12 protein-coding genes and 1 tRNA gene are annotated in these 13,120 nt (G+C 71.5%); 10 read left to right on the top strand and 3 right to left on the bottom strand.

Annotated elements, in window-relative coordinates; all coding sequences use genetic code 11:
• Nucleotides 1-26 precede the first annotated feature (26 nt).
• Together ABD140_RS30280 and ABD140_RS30275 are read left to right on the top strand one after the other, a co-directional pair.
• Nucleotides 27-1,976 carry a sigma-70 family RNA polymerase sigma factor gene (locus ABD140_RS30280; RefSeq protein ID WP_344244519.1) on the top strand — a complete coding sequence of 650 codons (1,950 nt, stop codon included), beginning with the start codon at nucleotides 27-29 and terminating at the stop codon, nucleotides 1,974-1,976.
• Nucleotides 1,977-2,217: 241 nt separating this feature from the next.
• Nucleotides 2,218-2,574: a TSCPD domain-containing protein gene (locus ABD140_RS30275; RefSeq protein WP_486303351.1), complete on the top strand. Its 357-nt coding sequence runs from the start codon at nucleotides 2,218-2,220 to the stop codon at nucleotides 2,572-2,574.
• A 467-nt stretch (nucleotides 2,575-3,041) separates the two neighbouring features.
• Here the strand turns inward: ABD140_RS30275 and galE are convergent, their stop codons facing one another.
• Complete coding sequence (gene galE, locus ABD140_RS30270) at nucleotides 3,042-3,995, bottom strand: UDP-glucose 4-epimerase GalE (RefSeq protein WP_344244515.1); 954 nt, start codon at nucleotides 3,993-3,995, stop codon at nucleotides 3,042-3,044.
• 257 nt (nucleotides 3,996-4,252) lie between these two features.
• Nucleotides 4,253-5,509 carry an aspartate aminotransferase type Ic gene (locus ABD140_RS30265; protein WP_344244513.1) on the bottom strand — a complete coding sequence of 419 codons (1,257 nt, stop codon included), beginning with the start codon at nucleotides 5,507-5,509 and terminating at the stop codon, nucleotides 4,253-4,255.
• An 88-nt stretch (nucleotides 5,510-5,597) separates the two neighbouring features.
• Between ABD140_RS30265 and ABD140_RS30260 the strand changes: the two genes are divergently transcribed.
• The 6 genes from ABD140_RS30260 (at nucleotide 5,598) to ABD140_RS30235 (ending at nucleotide 10,170) form a co-directional block, all read left to right on the top strand.
• Nucleotides 5,598-6,068 carry a low molecular weight protein-tyrosine-phosphatase gene (locus ABD140_RS30260; protein WP_344244511.1) on the top strand — a complete coding sequence of 157 codons (471 nt, stop codon included), beginning with the start codon at nucleotides 5,598-5,600 and terminating at the stop codon, nucleotides 6,066-6,068.
• Nucleotides 6,065-6,853 carry a fructosamine kinase family protein gene (locus ABD140_RS30255; protein ID WP_344244509.1) on the top strand — a complete coding sequence of 263 codons (789 nt, stop codon included), beginning with the start codon at nucleotides 6,065-6,067 and terminating at the stop codon, nucleotides 6,851-6,853. The genes ABD140_RS30260 and ABD140_RS30255 overlap by 4 nt, the downstream gene beginning before the upstream one ends.
• Before the next feature lie 21 nt (nucleotides 6,854-6,874).
• Nucleotides 6,875-7,696 carry a PSP1 domain-containing protein gene (locus ABD140_RS30250; protein WP_344244507.1) on the top strand — a complete coding sequence of 274 codons (822 nt, stop codon included), beginning with the start codon at nucleotides 6,875-6,877 and terminating at the stop codon, nucleotides 7,694-7,696.
• A 99-nt stretch (nucleotides 7,697-7,795) separates the two neighbouring features.
• Nucleotides 7,796-9,292 (top strand): alpha/beta hydrolase, encoded by a 1,497-nt coding sequence (locus tag ABD140_RS30245; protein ID WP_344244505.1) that lies wholly within the window; start codon nucleotides 7,796-7,798, stop codon nucleotides 9,290-9,292.
• A gap of 60 nt (nucleotides 9,293-9,352) precedes the next feature.
• A tRNA-Thr gene (locus ABD140_RS30240) sits at nucleotides 9,353-9,426 on the top strand.
• Between the two features lie 150 nt (nucleotides 9,427-9,576).
• Nucleotides 9,577-10,170: an NADPH-dependent FMN reductase gene (locus ABD140_RS30235; RefSeq protein ID WP_344244503.1), complete on the top strand. Its 594-nt coding sequence runs from the start codon at nucleotides 9,577-9,579 to the stop codon at nucleotides 10,168-10,170.
• Here ABD140_RS30235 and ABD140_RS30230 read toward each other — a convergent pair.
• A complete protein-coding gene (locus ABD140_RS30230) occupies nucleotides 10,133-11,365 on the bottom strand; it encodes a TDT family transporter (protein WP_344244501.1) in 1,233 nt (410 codons plus the stop codon). The two genes, ABD140_RS30235 and ABD140_RS30230, sit on opposite strands and share 38 nt — an antisense overlap.
• Nucleotides 11,366-11,435: 70 nt before the next feature.
• On the opposite strand from ABD140_RS30230, the gene ABD140_RS30225 reads away from it, so the two are divergent.
• Together ABD140_RS30225 and ABD140_RS30220 are read left to right on the top strand one after the other, a co-directional pair.
• A complete protein-coding gene (locus tag ABD140_RS30225; RefSeq protein WP_344244499.1) occupies nucleotides 11,436-12,359 on the top strand; it encodes a LysR family transcriptional regulator in 924 nt (307 codons plus the stop codon).
• A gap of 192 nt (nucleotides 12,360-12,551) precedes the next feature.
• Nucleotides 12,552-13,046 (top strand): hemerythrin domain-containing protein, encoded by a 495-nt coding sequence (locus ABD140_RS30220; RefSeq protein WP_344244497.1) that lies wholly within the window; start codon nucleotides 12,552-12,554, stop codon nucleotides 13,044-13,046.
• Nucleotides 13,047-13,120: the final 74 nt, after the last annotated feature.

The following is a 13,120-nucleotide window of genomic DNA, read 5'->3' as shown; positions in this document are numbered from 1 at the left end:
GCCGGGGCGGTGCTGTGATGCCCGGCATGACGGTCGAGGACGTTCACCGCACGATCGACGCGGTCTGGAAGCTGGAGGCCGCGAAGATCGTCGCCGCGCTCACCCGGCTGGTCCGCGAGGTGGGCCTGGCCGAGGAGCTGGCGCAGGACGCCCTGGTCGCGGCGCTGGAGCAGTGGCCCTCCGGCGGCATCCCCGACAACCCGGCGGCCTGGCTGATGACCGCGGCCAAACGCCGGGCCATCGACCACCTGCGCCGCCTCGAACGGCTGGAACGCAGGCAGGAGCAGCTGGCCCACGAACTGGAGCACGCCCCGGAGCCCGAGCCGGAGGACGGCGACGTGCTGCGCCTGATGTTCGTCTCCTGCCACCCGCTGCTGCCCACCGAGATGCGGGTCGCCCTGACGCTGAGGCTCCTCGGCGGCCTCACCGCGGGAGAGATCGCCCGCGCGTTCCTCGTCTCCGAGCAGACGGTCGTCCAGCGCGTCGCGCAGGCCAAGCAGGCGCTCGCCGACGCGGACGTCCCCTTCGAGCTCCCCGCCGGGACGGAGCTGGCCGGGCGGCTGTCGTCCGTGCTGGAGGTCGTCTACCTGATCTTCAACGAGGGGTACTCCGCCACCTCGGGCGACGATCTGATCCGCCCCGCCCTCTGCCTGGAGGCGCTGCGCCTCGGACGCCTGCTGGCCGGGCTCGCGCCCGGCGAGCCCGAGGTCCACGGCCTCGTCGCGCTCATGGAGATCCAGGCGTCGCGCTCGGCCGCGCGCACCGGTCCGTCCGGAGAGCCGCTCCGCCTGCACGAGCAGAACCGCGGCCGCTGGGACCCGCTGCTCATCCGCCGCGGCATGGCCGCCCTCCTCCGCGCCCGCGAGAACCCCCGCCCGCCCGGCCCGTACGTCCTCCAGGCCGCCATCGCGGTGACCCACGCCCGCGCCCGCACCGCCGAGGAGACCGACTGGCCGCAGATCGCGGCCCTCTACGACGCCCTGCTCCGGGTGACGCCCACCCCCGTCGTCCGCCTCAACCGCGCCGTCGCCCTCGGCAAGGTCCACGGCCCCGAGACCGCCCTGGCCGTCGTCGACGAGCTGACGGCCGACCCGGCCCTGAAGGACTACCACCTGCTCCCCAGCGTCCCCGCCGACCTCCTGGCGCTGCTGGGCCGCCCCGCCGAGGCCCGCGCCGAGTTCGAACGCGCCGCCTCCCTGGCCCGCAACACCGCCGAGCGCGCCTTCCTCCGCAACCGCGCCGCCGCCCTCCCCGCCGCTCCGCCCGGCCAGGGCGACACCCTCGCCGAAGCCGCCGAGGCCTTCCTCGCCCGCGACGACCTGACCCCCGCCACCCGCCGCTCCTACACCCAGACCCTCCACCGCCTCACCCTCTACCCGGGCCCCGGCACCCCCCTCGGGGCGCTCACCCCCGACCACGTGGCGAAGGCCTTCGCCACGACCTGGCCGGACGCGGCGCCCATGACCTGGAACCGCCACCGCGCGGCCGTCCGCTCCTTCGCGGACTGGACCTCCGCCCCGCCCCGGACCCGGCCGACCGCCGATCTCGCGGCCCGCCTCCCCCGCCACCCCGAGCCCCGCCTCCCCAAACCCCCTCTCCACCCCGCCGAAGTCGCCCGCCTCCTGAACGCTCCCGACATCCCCCTCCGCGAACGGGCCCTGTGGTCCCTCCTCTACACGTCCTCCCCGACGATCACCGAAGCCCTCGCCCTCAACGTCGAAGACCTCCACCGCCGCCCCGCCCCGCCGGACCCCGCCACCGCGTCCCTGCTCACCCGCCTCACCGGGGCCCGCACCCGAGGCCCCCTCTTCCTCTCCGACCTCATCACCCGTCTGGAGTCCCTCGCCCTCTCCGACCTGTCCTCCCTCCTGGAGGAACTGAAGTCCTCCCCCACCCCCCTCGCCCTCTGGCCCCGCCTCATCGAGGCCCTCACCACCCTCACCCGCCCGCGCAAACGCCCCTTCTGGAAACGCTGACCTTCACCCCGCCCCACAACAGCACCCGCGTCCCCGCAGCACCGGGGCTGTCCCGAAGCGTCGCTCCAGGCCGGGGCGTCGTCGGAGGCCGGTCCTTCGTGGCCGGCCTCCGGGCTGTGGTCGCTCCGCGGGGGCGGGTGGGGGCGGCCCTTGGGACGACGGGTGGGGCGGCCCTTGGAGGGGCTTCGGCGAGTCGGCGGGGCGTTCTGTCCGCGGGTGGGAGTACCTTCGCCGGGTGACGATGAGCAGTGGCGTTCCGGCGCGCGTCGAGACTTCCGAGACCGAGGTCCTCATCACCTGGGGGGAGGCCGGCACCACCGCTGCGGGTCTGGCCGAGATGTTGTCCACCGCTCTGACGGTGGCCCTCCGCTCGGGTGTTCCCGCCTATCCCCTGGTCGAAGAGCTCCTGGGGCTCCGCTTCGTTCCGCACGGTCGTACCGGCGATCCTCTTGTCCCCTTCGCGTCCTCTGTCGCCGACCATGTGGCCCGCCACCTGGCGATCCGCCATCTCACGCCGGAAGAGCGCCGCAAACTGGGTGTCTTCGTCGCCGCCGACTCTCCCTGGCCCGACGCTTACACCCAGGCTCCGGACGCCTGACTCCGCGTCGCCCGCGTCCGCACCGGTGCCGGCTCTCGGCCCAGGCCGCCAGGAGATCCCACCAGGCGGTCGCCGACCGGACGCCGGACCGTTCCGGCGACCTTGAAACCGGTCTTCAGGGGAAGCCCATGTCCGGGGTCGCGGCGCCACCACACGAACCAGGCGCCATGGCGGCGCAGGCGGCATATCTGAGCGGCGCGAAGACCACGCTCAAGTGGCGCAGGCAGCATGTCCCAGACGGCACAGGCAGCATGCCGAGGGACCCGGCAACCACGCCTGGACGACACGAGCAGCATGCCGAGGGGCGTAAGCGGCATGCTGAGGCGGCGTGAGCGGCGTGCCGAGGTGGCATGAGCGGCATGCCGAGGGGCGTAGGCGGCATGCCGAGGCAGCGTGAGCGGGGTGCGGGTGCCGGTTCGGGGACGTTGGCGTGCTGCGGGGTGCGGAGTGGGTGAGGGCGCCGGGGATCAGAGGGTGGACTGGAGGAAGGTCCAGGCGTCGGTGACGATCTCGGAGAGGGGGCGGTGGGCCTTCCAGCCGAGGTCGGCGGTGATGCGGGCGGAGGAGGCGACGAGGACGGGGGGGTCGCCGGCGCGGCGGGGGAAGGTCGTCACGGGGATGGGGTGGCCGGTGACGTCGCGGGCGGTGGAGATGACCTCGCTGACCGAGTAGCCGGTGCCGCTGCCCAGGTTGTAGATGCGGTGCGTGCCGGGGGTGACGGCCTCCAGGGCCAGGAGGTGGGCTTCGGCGAGGTCGGCGACGTGCAGGTAGTCGCGGATGGCGGTGCCGTCGGGGGTCGGGTAGTCGGTGCCGTAAAGGCTCACCGACGGGGCGAGGCCCGCGGCGACGCGGAGGACGTTGGGGATCAGGTGGGTTTCGGGGTCGTGGCGCTCACCGAACCCGGCGTAGGAGCCACCGACGTTGAAGTAGCGGAGGCTGATGGCGGCCAGACCGTGCGCGGTGGCCTCGCCCTGGAGGGCGTAGTCGACGGCGATCTTCGACTGGCCGTAGGGGTTGATGGGGACGGCGGGGGTGTCCTCGGTGATCGGTTCGTCGCCCGCGATCCCGTATGTGGCGGCCGTGGACGAGAAGACGATGCGGCGTACGTCCGTCCGACGCATCGCTTCGAGCAGGGCGAGCGTCCCGGAGACGTTGTTGTCCCAGTACAGCTCGGGCTTGGCCATCGATTCGCCCACCTGCGACTTGGCCGCGAAGTGCATGACGGCGTCGTAGCCGCCCTCGCCGAGCACGTCCCCGGCCTGCTTGATATCCCCTTGGACGAACCGTGCGCCTTGCGGTACGGCCTCCGCCACGCCGGTCGTCAGGTTGTCCAGCACGGTCACCGTGTGCCCTGCTTCGAGCAGCTGTGCCGTGACGACCGACCCGATGTAGCCGGCTCCTCCTGTGACGAGCACCTTCATGACCATCCTCCAACCTGCCCGTTCGGGCTTCCAATGGTTTCCCAAGTAGTTCACAACCGGCTGAGAGCAGAATCAGCGAGGCGCACGAGAACGAGAGGAAACCATGAAGGGTTCGTGCCTGATGATGGCGCTCCTGCTCGCGGTGACCGTCCTCGGCACCGGATGCCAGGCGCGAGGCTACGCGATGCCGGTGGAGACGACGCAGAGCGTCTCCCGATGAAGAAAGGCCCGGGTCTCGCCCGGGCCCTCCCTTCGCGTCAGAGCTGCTTCTCGTACCCGGCGAGCCGGACGCAGGTCGCCAGGCCCTCGATCGCCACGTCGAGCTCGGCGGGGACCGGGAAGGTCGGCGCGATCCGGATCGTGCGGTCGGCCGGGTCGACGCCGTGGGGGTGCGTGGCGCCGGCGGGGGTCAGCGCGACGCCCGCCTCCTTGGCCAGCTGGACGACGCGCTTGGCGCAGCCTTCGGGCACGTCCAGGCTGATGAAGTAGCCGCCTTCGGGCTTCGTCCACTCCGCCAGGCCCGTACCGCCGAGCTCGCGGGTGAGGATGCGGTCGACGGCGTCGAACTTCGGCCGGACGATCTCGGCGTGCTTGCGCATGTGCGCGGCCAGCCCCTCGGCGTCCTTGAGGAACTGCACGTGCCGCAGCTGGTTGATCTTGTCGGGCCCGATGGTGCTCTTGCTCAGGAAGCCCGTCATCCACTTGACGTTCGCCTCGGACGAGCCGAAGAACGCCACGCCCGCGCCCGCGAACGTCACCTTCGAGGTGGAGCCGTAGACGAACACCCGGTCGGGGTTGCCCGCGGCTTCGGCCTCCGCGAGGACGTCGAGGATCTCGGCGGGCTTGTCGGTGAGGTGGTGAACGGCGTACGCGTTGTCCCAGAAGATGCGGAAGTCGGGCGCGGCCGTGCGCATCCGGGCCAGCCGGCGCACGACGTCGTCGCTGTAGGAGATGCCGGTCGGGTTGCTGTACTTGGGCACGCACCACATGCCCTTGATCGTGGCGTCCTCGGCCACGAGCCGCTCGACGACGTCCATGTCGGGGCCTTCGCCCGTCATCGGCACCTGGATCATCTCGATGCCGAAGCGCTCGCAGATCGCGAAGTGCCGGTCGTAGCCGGGCACGGGGCACAGGAAGGCGACGCGCTCGCCGTCCAGCCAGCGGCCGGTGCCGCCGGGGACGCCGTTCAGCAGCGCGTGGACGACCGTGTCGTGCATGATCGTGAGGCTGGCGTTGCCGAGCGCCAGCAGCCGCTCGGCGGGCACCTGGAGGCCCTCGGCGAAGATCTCGGAGAGCTCGCGGAGCCCGGTGAGGCCGCCGTAGTTGCGCAGGTCGGTGCCGTCGGCGGACTTGTAGACGCCTTCACCGGGCAGCGTCAGCAGCCCGTTGGAGAGGTCGAGCTGGGCGGGCGCGGGCTTCCCCCGGGTGAGGTCCAGCTTCAGCCCACGGGCCTTGAAGGCCTCGTAGTCCTGGCGAGCCTGTTCGTGGAGTTCGGCCACTGTCTGAGAAGTCACTACGCGTCCCTCGGGAGATGCCGGTCCTGGCTCATGCAGGATATCGAAACGGTTCGGGCGTTCAGTTGAGCCGGGCATTCTTGGTGCCATGACGTATCGCGTGACCTTTGTCTGTACGGGGAACATCTGCCGCTCGCCGATGGCCGAGCACGTCTTCCGCAGGCACGTCGAGGACGAGGGCCTGGACGTGGAGGTGGACAGCTCGGGGACGGCCGGATGGCACGAGGGCAATCCCGCGGACCAGCGGACGGTGCAGATGCTCCAGCGCGGCGGGTACACGAGCGCGCACCAGGCACGCCAGTTCCGCGAGGGCTGGTTCGACCACTACGACCTGGTCATCGCCCTGGACGAAGGGCATTACCGCGACCTCCAGGCGCTCGCCCCGCGGGAAGAGCACCGCGCCAAGGTGCGGCTGCTGCGTTCCTACGATCCGCAGGCCGCGGATTTGAACGTCCCCGACCCGTACTACGGCGGCGACGCCGACTTCGAGGAGTGTCTGGAACTGATCGAGGCCGCGATGCCGGGACTGCTGGACGAGGTGCGCAAGGAGCTTCCGTGAGGCTCCTCGGCCTCCGCGTCGTGCGTTCCCGGGAGCTGGGACACAGCCATTCCTGGACGTTGCACCACGCGTCTCTGGAGGACGGGCGCACGGTTTTCGTCAAGAGAGGCGGCGACTTCACGGCCGAGGCGAACGGGCTGCGCTGGCTGGGCAGCCCGTCCGTAGAGGTCCTTGAGGTGGGCGAGGACCTGCTCGTCCTGCCGTGGCTGCCGTCCGAGACCGCCACCGTCCCGATGGTCGAAGAGACCGCGCGGGCCGTGGCCGACATGCACCGACGTGGAGCGCCCCGGTTCGGCGCCGACTGGCCCGGGAACATCGCCGACCTACCGCTGGACAACTCACCTGCGGAGGGCGGTTGGCGGGACTGGTACGCCGAGCGCCGCGTGTTGCCGTACGCCCGGATGGCGCGGGATCGGGGCGTCCTCAGCGCTTCGGACGTACGGGAGGTCGAGGCGGCGCTGCACCGTGCCGAACAGCCGGAGGAACCTCCTTCGCGCATCCACGGCGACTTGTGGGGCGGCAACGTCCTGTACTCGCAGGGCAGAGGGTGGCTGATCGACCCGGCCGCGCACGGCGGCCATCGCGAGACGGACCTCGCGATGCTCGTCCTCTTCGGCACTTCGCACCTGGAAGCGTTCCTGAAGGCGTACGACGAAACCTCTCCGCTGGCCGAAGGATGGCGAGAGCGTATCCCTTTGCACCAGCTTCACCCGTTGCTCGTGCACTGCTGCCTGTTCGGAAGCTCGTACCGGGAAAGCATGTTGGCCGCTGCGAGGTCCGTTTAGCAGCCAAGTAGTGTGATGTTCATGGGCATGGTGATGGCTGTCAGCTTCACCCGTTATGGACGTCTCTACTACCTGGATCCGGGGCGGCACGCCCCCCGGGTGGGAGACCGGGTCCTGGTGCCCACCGACCACGGCCCCGAGGTCGCCGAGTGCGTGTGGGCGCCCCAGTACGTCACCGACGACCTCGAAGGCCTCCCCGTCTGCGAGGGGCTGGCGACGGACGAGCACCTGGCCCGCGACGAGGCCAACCGGATCCGCCGCGCCGAGGGCAGGACGACCGCCAAGAAGATCATCCGCCAGCACGGCCTCCCGATGAAGGTGATCGGGATCGACTACCTGGACGAGGCCAACACCTACCGCCTGTACTTCTCCGCCCCGGGCCGGGTGGACTTCCGGGCGCTGGTGAAGGACCTCGCGCGCGGCATGCAGGCGCGCGTCGAACTCCGCCAGATCGGACCGCGCGACGAGGCCCGGCTGCAGGGCGGCATCGGCCCCTGCGGGCGCGACCTGTGCTGCGCCACGTTCCTGAAGGACTTCGAGCCGGTGACCGTCCGGATGGCCAAGGACCAGGACCTTCCGGTCAACCCGCTGCGGATCTCGGGCGCCTGCGGGCGCCTGATGTGCTGCCTGAAGTACGAGCACCCGCTCTACCAGGAGGCGCGGGAGCGCATGCCCCGCCTCGGCTCCGAGGTCACCACGCCCGAGGGCTCCGGCCAGGTCGTCGGGCACAACGTCCCGTCCGACCGGGTGACCGTCCGGCTGGACTCGGGCCGGCGCTGCTCCTGCCCGTCGGCGTCGGTGTGTTCGCCCCGACAGCAGCATGATGAGCACTATTCCGACTGATCTTTCCGGCATCGCGGACAGTACGCACGCGACGACTAACGGTTTGTCGGCGGGGTGATGTAACCATGGAGGGGCACATCGACGAACAGGGGCGCTGGCGTGAGAGTACGGGGAGTGGCCGCGGGGCTGGCGGCCTTGGCACTGACGGCGGCGTGCACCGCCCGGAGTGACGCCGAGCCGGGCACGGCGCCGCAGAGCGGTTCCGTCGCCCAGGCGCCCGCGGCGCCCGGAGCCCTCAGCTGGACGGACTGCGGCGGCGGGTTCCAGTGCGCCAAGCTCGCCGTCCCGCTCGACTACGCCGATCCGGACGGCGAGCGGCTCACGCTCTCCCTGATCAGGCAGCCCGCCAAGGGCAAGAAGATCGGCTCCCTGCTCACCAACCCCGGCGGACCCGGCGGCTCGGGCGTGGAGTTCGTCCGCTCCAGCGCCGCCTCCTTCGGCGACCGGCTCCAGCAGCGCTTCGACATCGTCGGCTTCGACCCGCGGGGCGTCGGCCAGAGCAACGCCGTCGAATGCCTGACCGACGAGCGGCTGGACGCGTTCCTCGCCACCGACGTCTCCCCCGACGACACCGGGGAGGTCGAGAAGCTGGCCGAGGAGGCCCGCGGCTTCGCCCACGGCTGCCAGAGCGGGTCCGCCAAGATCCTCCCCCATGTCGGCACCCGCGACGCCGCCCGCGACATGGACCGCATCCGCGAGGCGCTCGGCGACGACAAGCTCACCTACTACGGCGCCTCCTACGGCACCTACCTCGGCGCCTGGTACGCCGAGCTGTTCCCCGGGAAGGTCCGCGCCCTCGTCCTGGACGGCGCCATCGACCCGAAGGCCTCCTTGGCCGAGATCAACCTCCAGCAGGCCAAGGGCTTCGAGACCGCCCTGCGCGCCTTCACCGCCGACTGCGTCAAGCGCGAGAAGTGCCCGCTGGGCACCGACGTGAACGCCGGGCTGAAGAAGATCAAGGGACTGCTGGACTCCGCCGACGCCCAGCCGCTGAGCAACGACACCGACTCCCGCAAGGTCACCGAGTCCCTGGCCACCCTCGGGCTGGCCACCCCGCTGTACCAGAAGGAGGCCTGGCCGCTGCTGCGCACCGCCCTGACCCAGGCCTTCGACGGCAACGGCACCACCCTGCTCCGCTTCGCCGACCTCCTGGTCGAGCGCAAGGAGAACGGCACCTACTCCAGCCAGACCGAGAGCAACATGGCGGTCAACTGCGTGGACAAGCCCACCGTCGGCCTGGAGGAGATCAAGCGGCAGGCGGCCCGCGCCGCCAAGGAGGCCCCCCGCTTCGGCGAGTTCATCGTCTGGGGCGCCCTCCCCTGCACCTACTGGCCGGCCAAGCCCGTCGAGGCCACCCGCGCCCTCCACGCCAAGGGCTCCGCCCCCATCCTCGTCGTCGGCACCACCCGCGACCCCGCCACCCCCTACCAGTGGTCCAAGAACCTCGCCTCCCAGCTGGACAAGGGCGTCCTGCTCACCTACGACGGCGACGGCCACACCGCCTACCTGACCGGCTCCAAGTGCATCGGCTCCGCCGTCGACACCTACCTGCTCAAGGCCGCCCCGCCCGCCTCCGGCAAGACCTGTCGCTCCTGATCCGCCCACGCACTTGCCCAACCCTGTAGACTGCTATCCGCACCGGCTCGAACCGGAGCTGCCGCCTTAGCTCAGTCGGCCAGAGCGACGCACTCGTAATGCGTAGGTCAAGGGTTCGATTCCCTTAGGCGGCTCACAGTGTGACCAGGGCGTTCATCCCGATGGGGTGGACGCCCTGATCTGTTTCCGTTGCAGTTCATGCCGTCCTGGGCCATCGATGACGCGGCGTGCGTGTACTTCTCGGTGGCCCTCACATCCGGGTGGCCGGGACGTAGGTTGGGCGGATGTCCACTCTTCCGGTGATCCTGTTGTTGTCGGGGAGCCTGCGGGCCGGCTCCACCAACGAAGCCGTGCTGCGCACCGCCCAAGCCGTGGCTCCGTCCGTAGGGATGCGCGCCGTTCTGTACGGCGGTCTGGCGGAGTTGCCGCACTTCAACCCCGATGACGACGCAGATCCGCTGCCCGCTTCCGTGGTCGCGCTGCGGGAGGCGATCGGCGGGGCGGCCGGGATCCTGGTCTGCACGCCGGAGTACGCGGGCACTCTGCCGGGTTCGTTCAAGAACCTGCTGGACTGGACGGTCGGCGGCACCGAGATCTGCGGCAAGACGGCGGCCTGGGTCAACGCGGCGGCGCCGGGGCGCGGGCAGGGCGCGGAGGCCACGCTGCGGACGGTGCTCGGCTACACCGGCGCCGACGTCGTCGAAAACGCCTGCGTGAGGCTTCCGGTGGACCGGGGGATGGTCGGCGCGGACGGGCTCATCGCCGATCCGGCGGTGCGCCGGGAGTTGACGGAGGTACTGGGGCTGCTGGTGGGCGATCGGGCCGCCTTCCCGGCGGTGGTCAGGTCTTCTGCTGGTCGTGGCGGTGGATCGGGGTGAGGAGGACGAAGCCGGATTCGCGGGCGGCGGGGGCCTTGTCGGCCGGGGTCGTCCTTGCGTCTCGGGCGGGTGCGGGCGGAGGGAGGAAAAGGGTGCCGTGGAGGGCGCCGCGGAGGGTGCGCATGGCGACGATGAGCCAGGCGGCGACCAGGAGGAGGTAGAGGGCGACCGCCGAGGCGGCGAGGGCGGTGGAGTGGAGGCTGGCGGCGAGGGCGCTGGTGCCGGTCACGCAGGTGCCGACGGGGAAGGTGAAGCTCCACCAGGTGAGGGAGAACGGCAGGTGGCGGCGGGCGGTGCGGAGGGTGATGCTCGCGGCGAGGGCCAGCCACATCATCGCGAAGCCCCAGGTGGGGACGCCGTAGAGGAAGCCGAAGAGTTCCGCGCCGGTGGACTGGGGGCGGGGCAGCGCCAGGTGGGCGGCGGAGCCGAGGAGGTTCGCGGCGGTCACCGACTGGCCGAGGGGGCCGAGCACTATCCACAGGGTGGGGACCATCGCGGCGGGGCCGACCTTGTGGTGGACCAGGCGGCTCCACACCTGCGTGATGATCACGATACCGGCGAACATGCTGATCCCGAACATCGCGTAGCAGGCCAGCAGCAGGGTCAGGCGGCCCTCGCCCGGCGCGACGTGCGGGATCAGGGCCGCGCCGGTGGCGGCGGAGACCATCGGCGGGACCACCGGCATCAGCCAGCCGCCGAAGGCGGAGTCCTCGGCCACCCGGTGCCCGGTCATCGCCTTGAAAGGGATCCAGACGCTGGTGACCAACCCGAGGAGGGTGCCCGCCGTCCACAGCACCGCGTGCACGTGGACGGCCGCGGAGAGGCCGATCCAGTCCCGCCCCACTTCGAGCGTGCCCGCGCCCACCGTCATCAGGGCCATCGCGGGGGCGCCCCAGAAGTGGGACATGACGGGGTGGCGGGCGTGGCTCCGCGCCGCCTGGCGGTAGCGCGCCCACTGGACGACCCAGACCGACGACAGCACCACGAGGAGGAGCGCGGCGGACGCCCACACCACGGCGGCGGCCGTCCGCAGGCCCGGCGCGTGCAGCGGCAGGCCGGTCGCGGCGTTCGCCACGATCCCGGTGCCCATCACGGAGGCGAACCAGTTCGGGCCGAAGTTGCGGAACAGGTCGGCCGGGTGGTCGAGCTCGCGCAGGAGTCCGGCGGGCAGGCGGCGTGCGGTGCGGGAGCTCATGCCCCCACCCTCGCGGCTCCGGGTTCCGGCAGGTAGGCAGCTATCCGGTATGAAGCCATAAGCTCGGATTATGCCTTTGTCCAGCAAGGTCACCGACCTCGGCCCCTTCGAACTGCTGCTGTCGATCGCGCGGCACGGCAGCGTCGGAGCCGCCGCCCGGAGCCACGGCATCAGCCAGCCCGCCGCCAGCGCGCGCATCCGGCACCTCGAACGCCGTCTCGGCCTGCGGCTCCTGGACCGCTCACCGCGGGGGTCCCGGCTGACCGGACACGGCGCGCTCGTCGCCGACTGGGCGAAGACCGCCCTGGACGCGGCGTCCGCGCTGGAGGCGGGCATCGCGTCCCTGCACCACACCGCGACGAGCAGGCTGCCGGTCGCCGCCAGCCTCACCATCGCCGAGTACCTCCTGCCGCACTGGCTGGTCCGCTTCCGCGCCCGCGTCCCCGGCACCACCGTCGCCCTGACGACGGGCAACTCCGACGAGGTCGCCGCGGCGGTCCTCTCCGGCCGTATCGACATCGGCTTCATCGAGGGCCCCGCCGTCCCCCACGGGCTGAGCGCGCGGACCGTCGGCCACGACGAGCTCACCGTCATCACCCACCCCGCCCATCCGTGGGCCCGCCGCCGCGGGCGCGGCGTCTCGGCCGAGGAACTGGCGGCGACGCCGCTCGTCGGCCGCGAACACGGCTCCGGCACCCGCCTGGCCCTCGAACTCGCCCTCCGTGCCAGTACCGGGACCGCCCCGGCCCCGCCGCTGCTGGAGCTCTCCTCCACCACGGCCATCAAGACCGCCGTCGCGGAGGGGGTCGCCCCCGCCGTCCTCAGCAGCCTGGCCGTGTCCCAGGACGTCGAGGCCGGGACGGTGGCCGCCGTCCCGGTACCCGGCCTCGACCTCACCCGCCGGCTCCGGGTCGTCCACCGCTCCCGCGACCAGCTCCTCGGCCTCGCCCGCGACCTCGTCGAGATCGCCTGCACGTCCGCCGAGCCCCGCTGACGTCCCCGGCGGCACCGTACGGGCCCGAAGTCCCGGCTCGTACCGGACGGCCGCGACCCGCCAGCCGCGTCGGCGGCCGGGGTGAAACCGGTTGACCGGTTCGCCGGAACGATATAGATCTTGATGCAGCGTCGCAGTGCACCCGGCAAAGAGACCGCCGAGGGCATGGAGGCGCCGGTCCAAGGGATCTCCTTGTCGACATCTCAGGGACGCCTGACGGCGTTCGGAAACCAACTGATCGAAGTGCACATCGCGCTGCGCGAGGATCTCGCGGCACTGCGCGAGAGCGTTGAAGCCCACCTTGCGGGCGGCGTACGCCCCCGCCGCCTGCAGGCCCACTGCCTGGCCTTCTGCTCGACCCTGAACGGGCACCACACCGGCGAGGACGACGGCGCGTTCCGCGAACTCGCCGAACGCTTCCCCGAACTGCGCCCGGTACTGGAGGAGCTGAGCCGCGACCACCGACTGGTGGAGGACTGCCTCCGCCGCCTGGAGACGCTCGTCGGCGGCCTGGAGCAGGGAGCCGACCCCCGGGAGGTCCAGCTCGAACTGGACACCCTGGCCGCGCTGATGGAGACGCACTTCACCTACGAGGAGAAAAGACTCGTTGCGGCGTTGAACTCCCTGGACATACCGGACTGGGATCTCTCCCCACCCGCATTCCTGCACAAGGACACCGCGCGCTGACCGGTGCCCCAGGGCGCCCGGACGCGGAACGCGGTGAGCGCCTTCTCGTCGAGGCCGCGACCGGCACCGTCGCC

It is taken from the genome of Actinocorallia libanotica, assembly GCF_039525175.1.
GTDB lineage: Bacteria > Actinomycetota > Actinomycetes > Streptosporangiales > Streptosporangiaceae > Actinocorallia > Actinocorallia libanotica.
This window is presented reverse-complemented; position numbering and strand designations above follow the sequence as displayed.

What these genes read in the sequence shown, in the direction of transcription:
- ABD140_RS30280 (WP_344244519.1), top strand. Translation starts at nt 27, where the DNA reads ATGACGGTCGAGGACGTTCACCGCACGATCGACGCGGTCTGGAAGCTG.
- galE (WP_344244515.1), bottom strand. Translation starts at nt 3,995, where the DNA reads ATGAAGGTGCTCGTCACAGGAGGAGCCGGCTACATCGGGTCGGTCGTC.
- ABD140_RS30235 (WP_344244503.1), top strand. Translation starts at nt 9,577, where the DNA reads ATGTCCACTCTTCCGGTGATCCTGTTGTTGTCGGGGAGCCTGCGGGCC.
- ABD140_RS30225 (WP_344244499.1), top strand. Translation starts at nt 11,436, where the DNA reads ATGCCTTTGTCCAGCAAGGTCACCGACCTCGGCCCCTTCGAACTGCTG.
- ABD140_RS30230 (WP_344244501.1), bottom strand. Translation starts at nt 11,365, where the DNA reads ATGAGCTCCCGCACCGCACGCCGCCTGCCCGCCGGACTCCTGCGCGAG.
- ABD140_RS30275 (WP_486303351.1), top strand. Translation starts at nt 2,218, where the DNA reads ATGAGCAGTGGCGTTCCGGCGCGCGTCGAGACTTCCGAGACCGAGGTC.
- ABD140_RS30260 (WP_344244511.1), top strand. Translation starts at nt 5,598, where the DNA reads ATGACGTATCGCGTGACCTTTGTCTGTACGGGGAACATCTGCCGCTCG.
- ABD140_RS30250 (WP_344244507.1), top strand. Translation starts at nt 6,875, where the DNA reads ATGGGCATGGTGATGGCTGTCAGCTTCACCCGTTATGGACGTCTCTAC.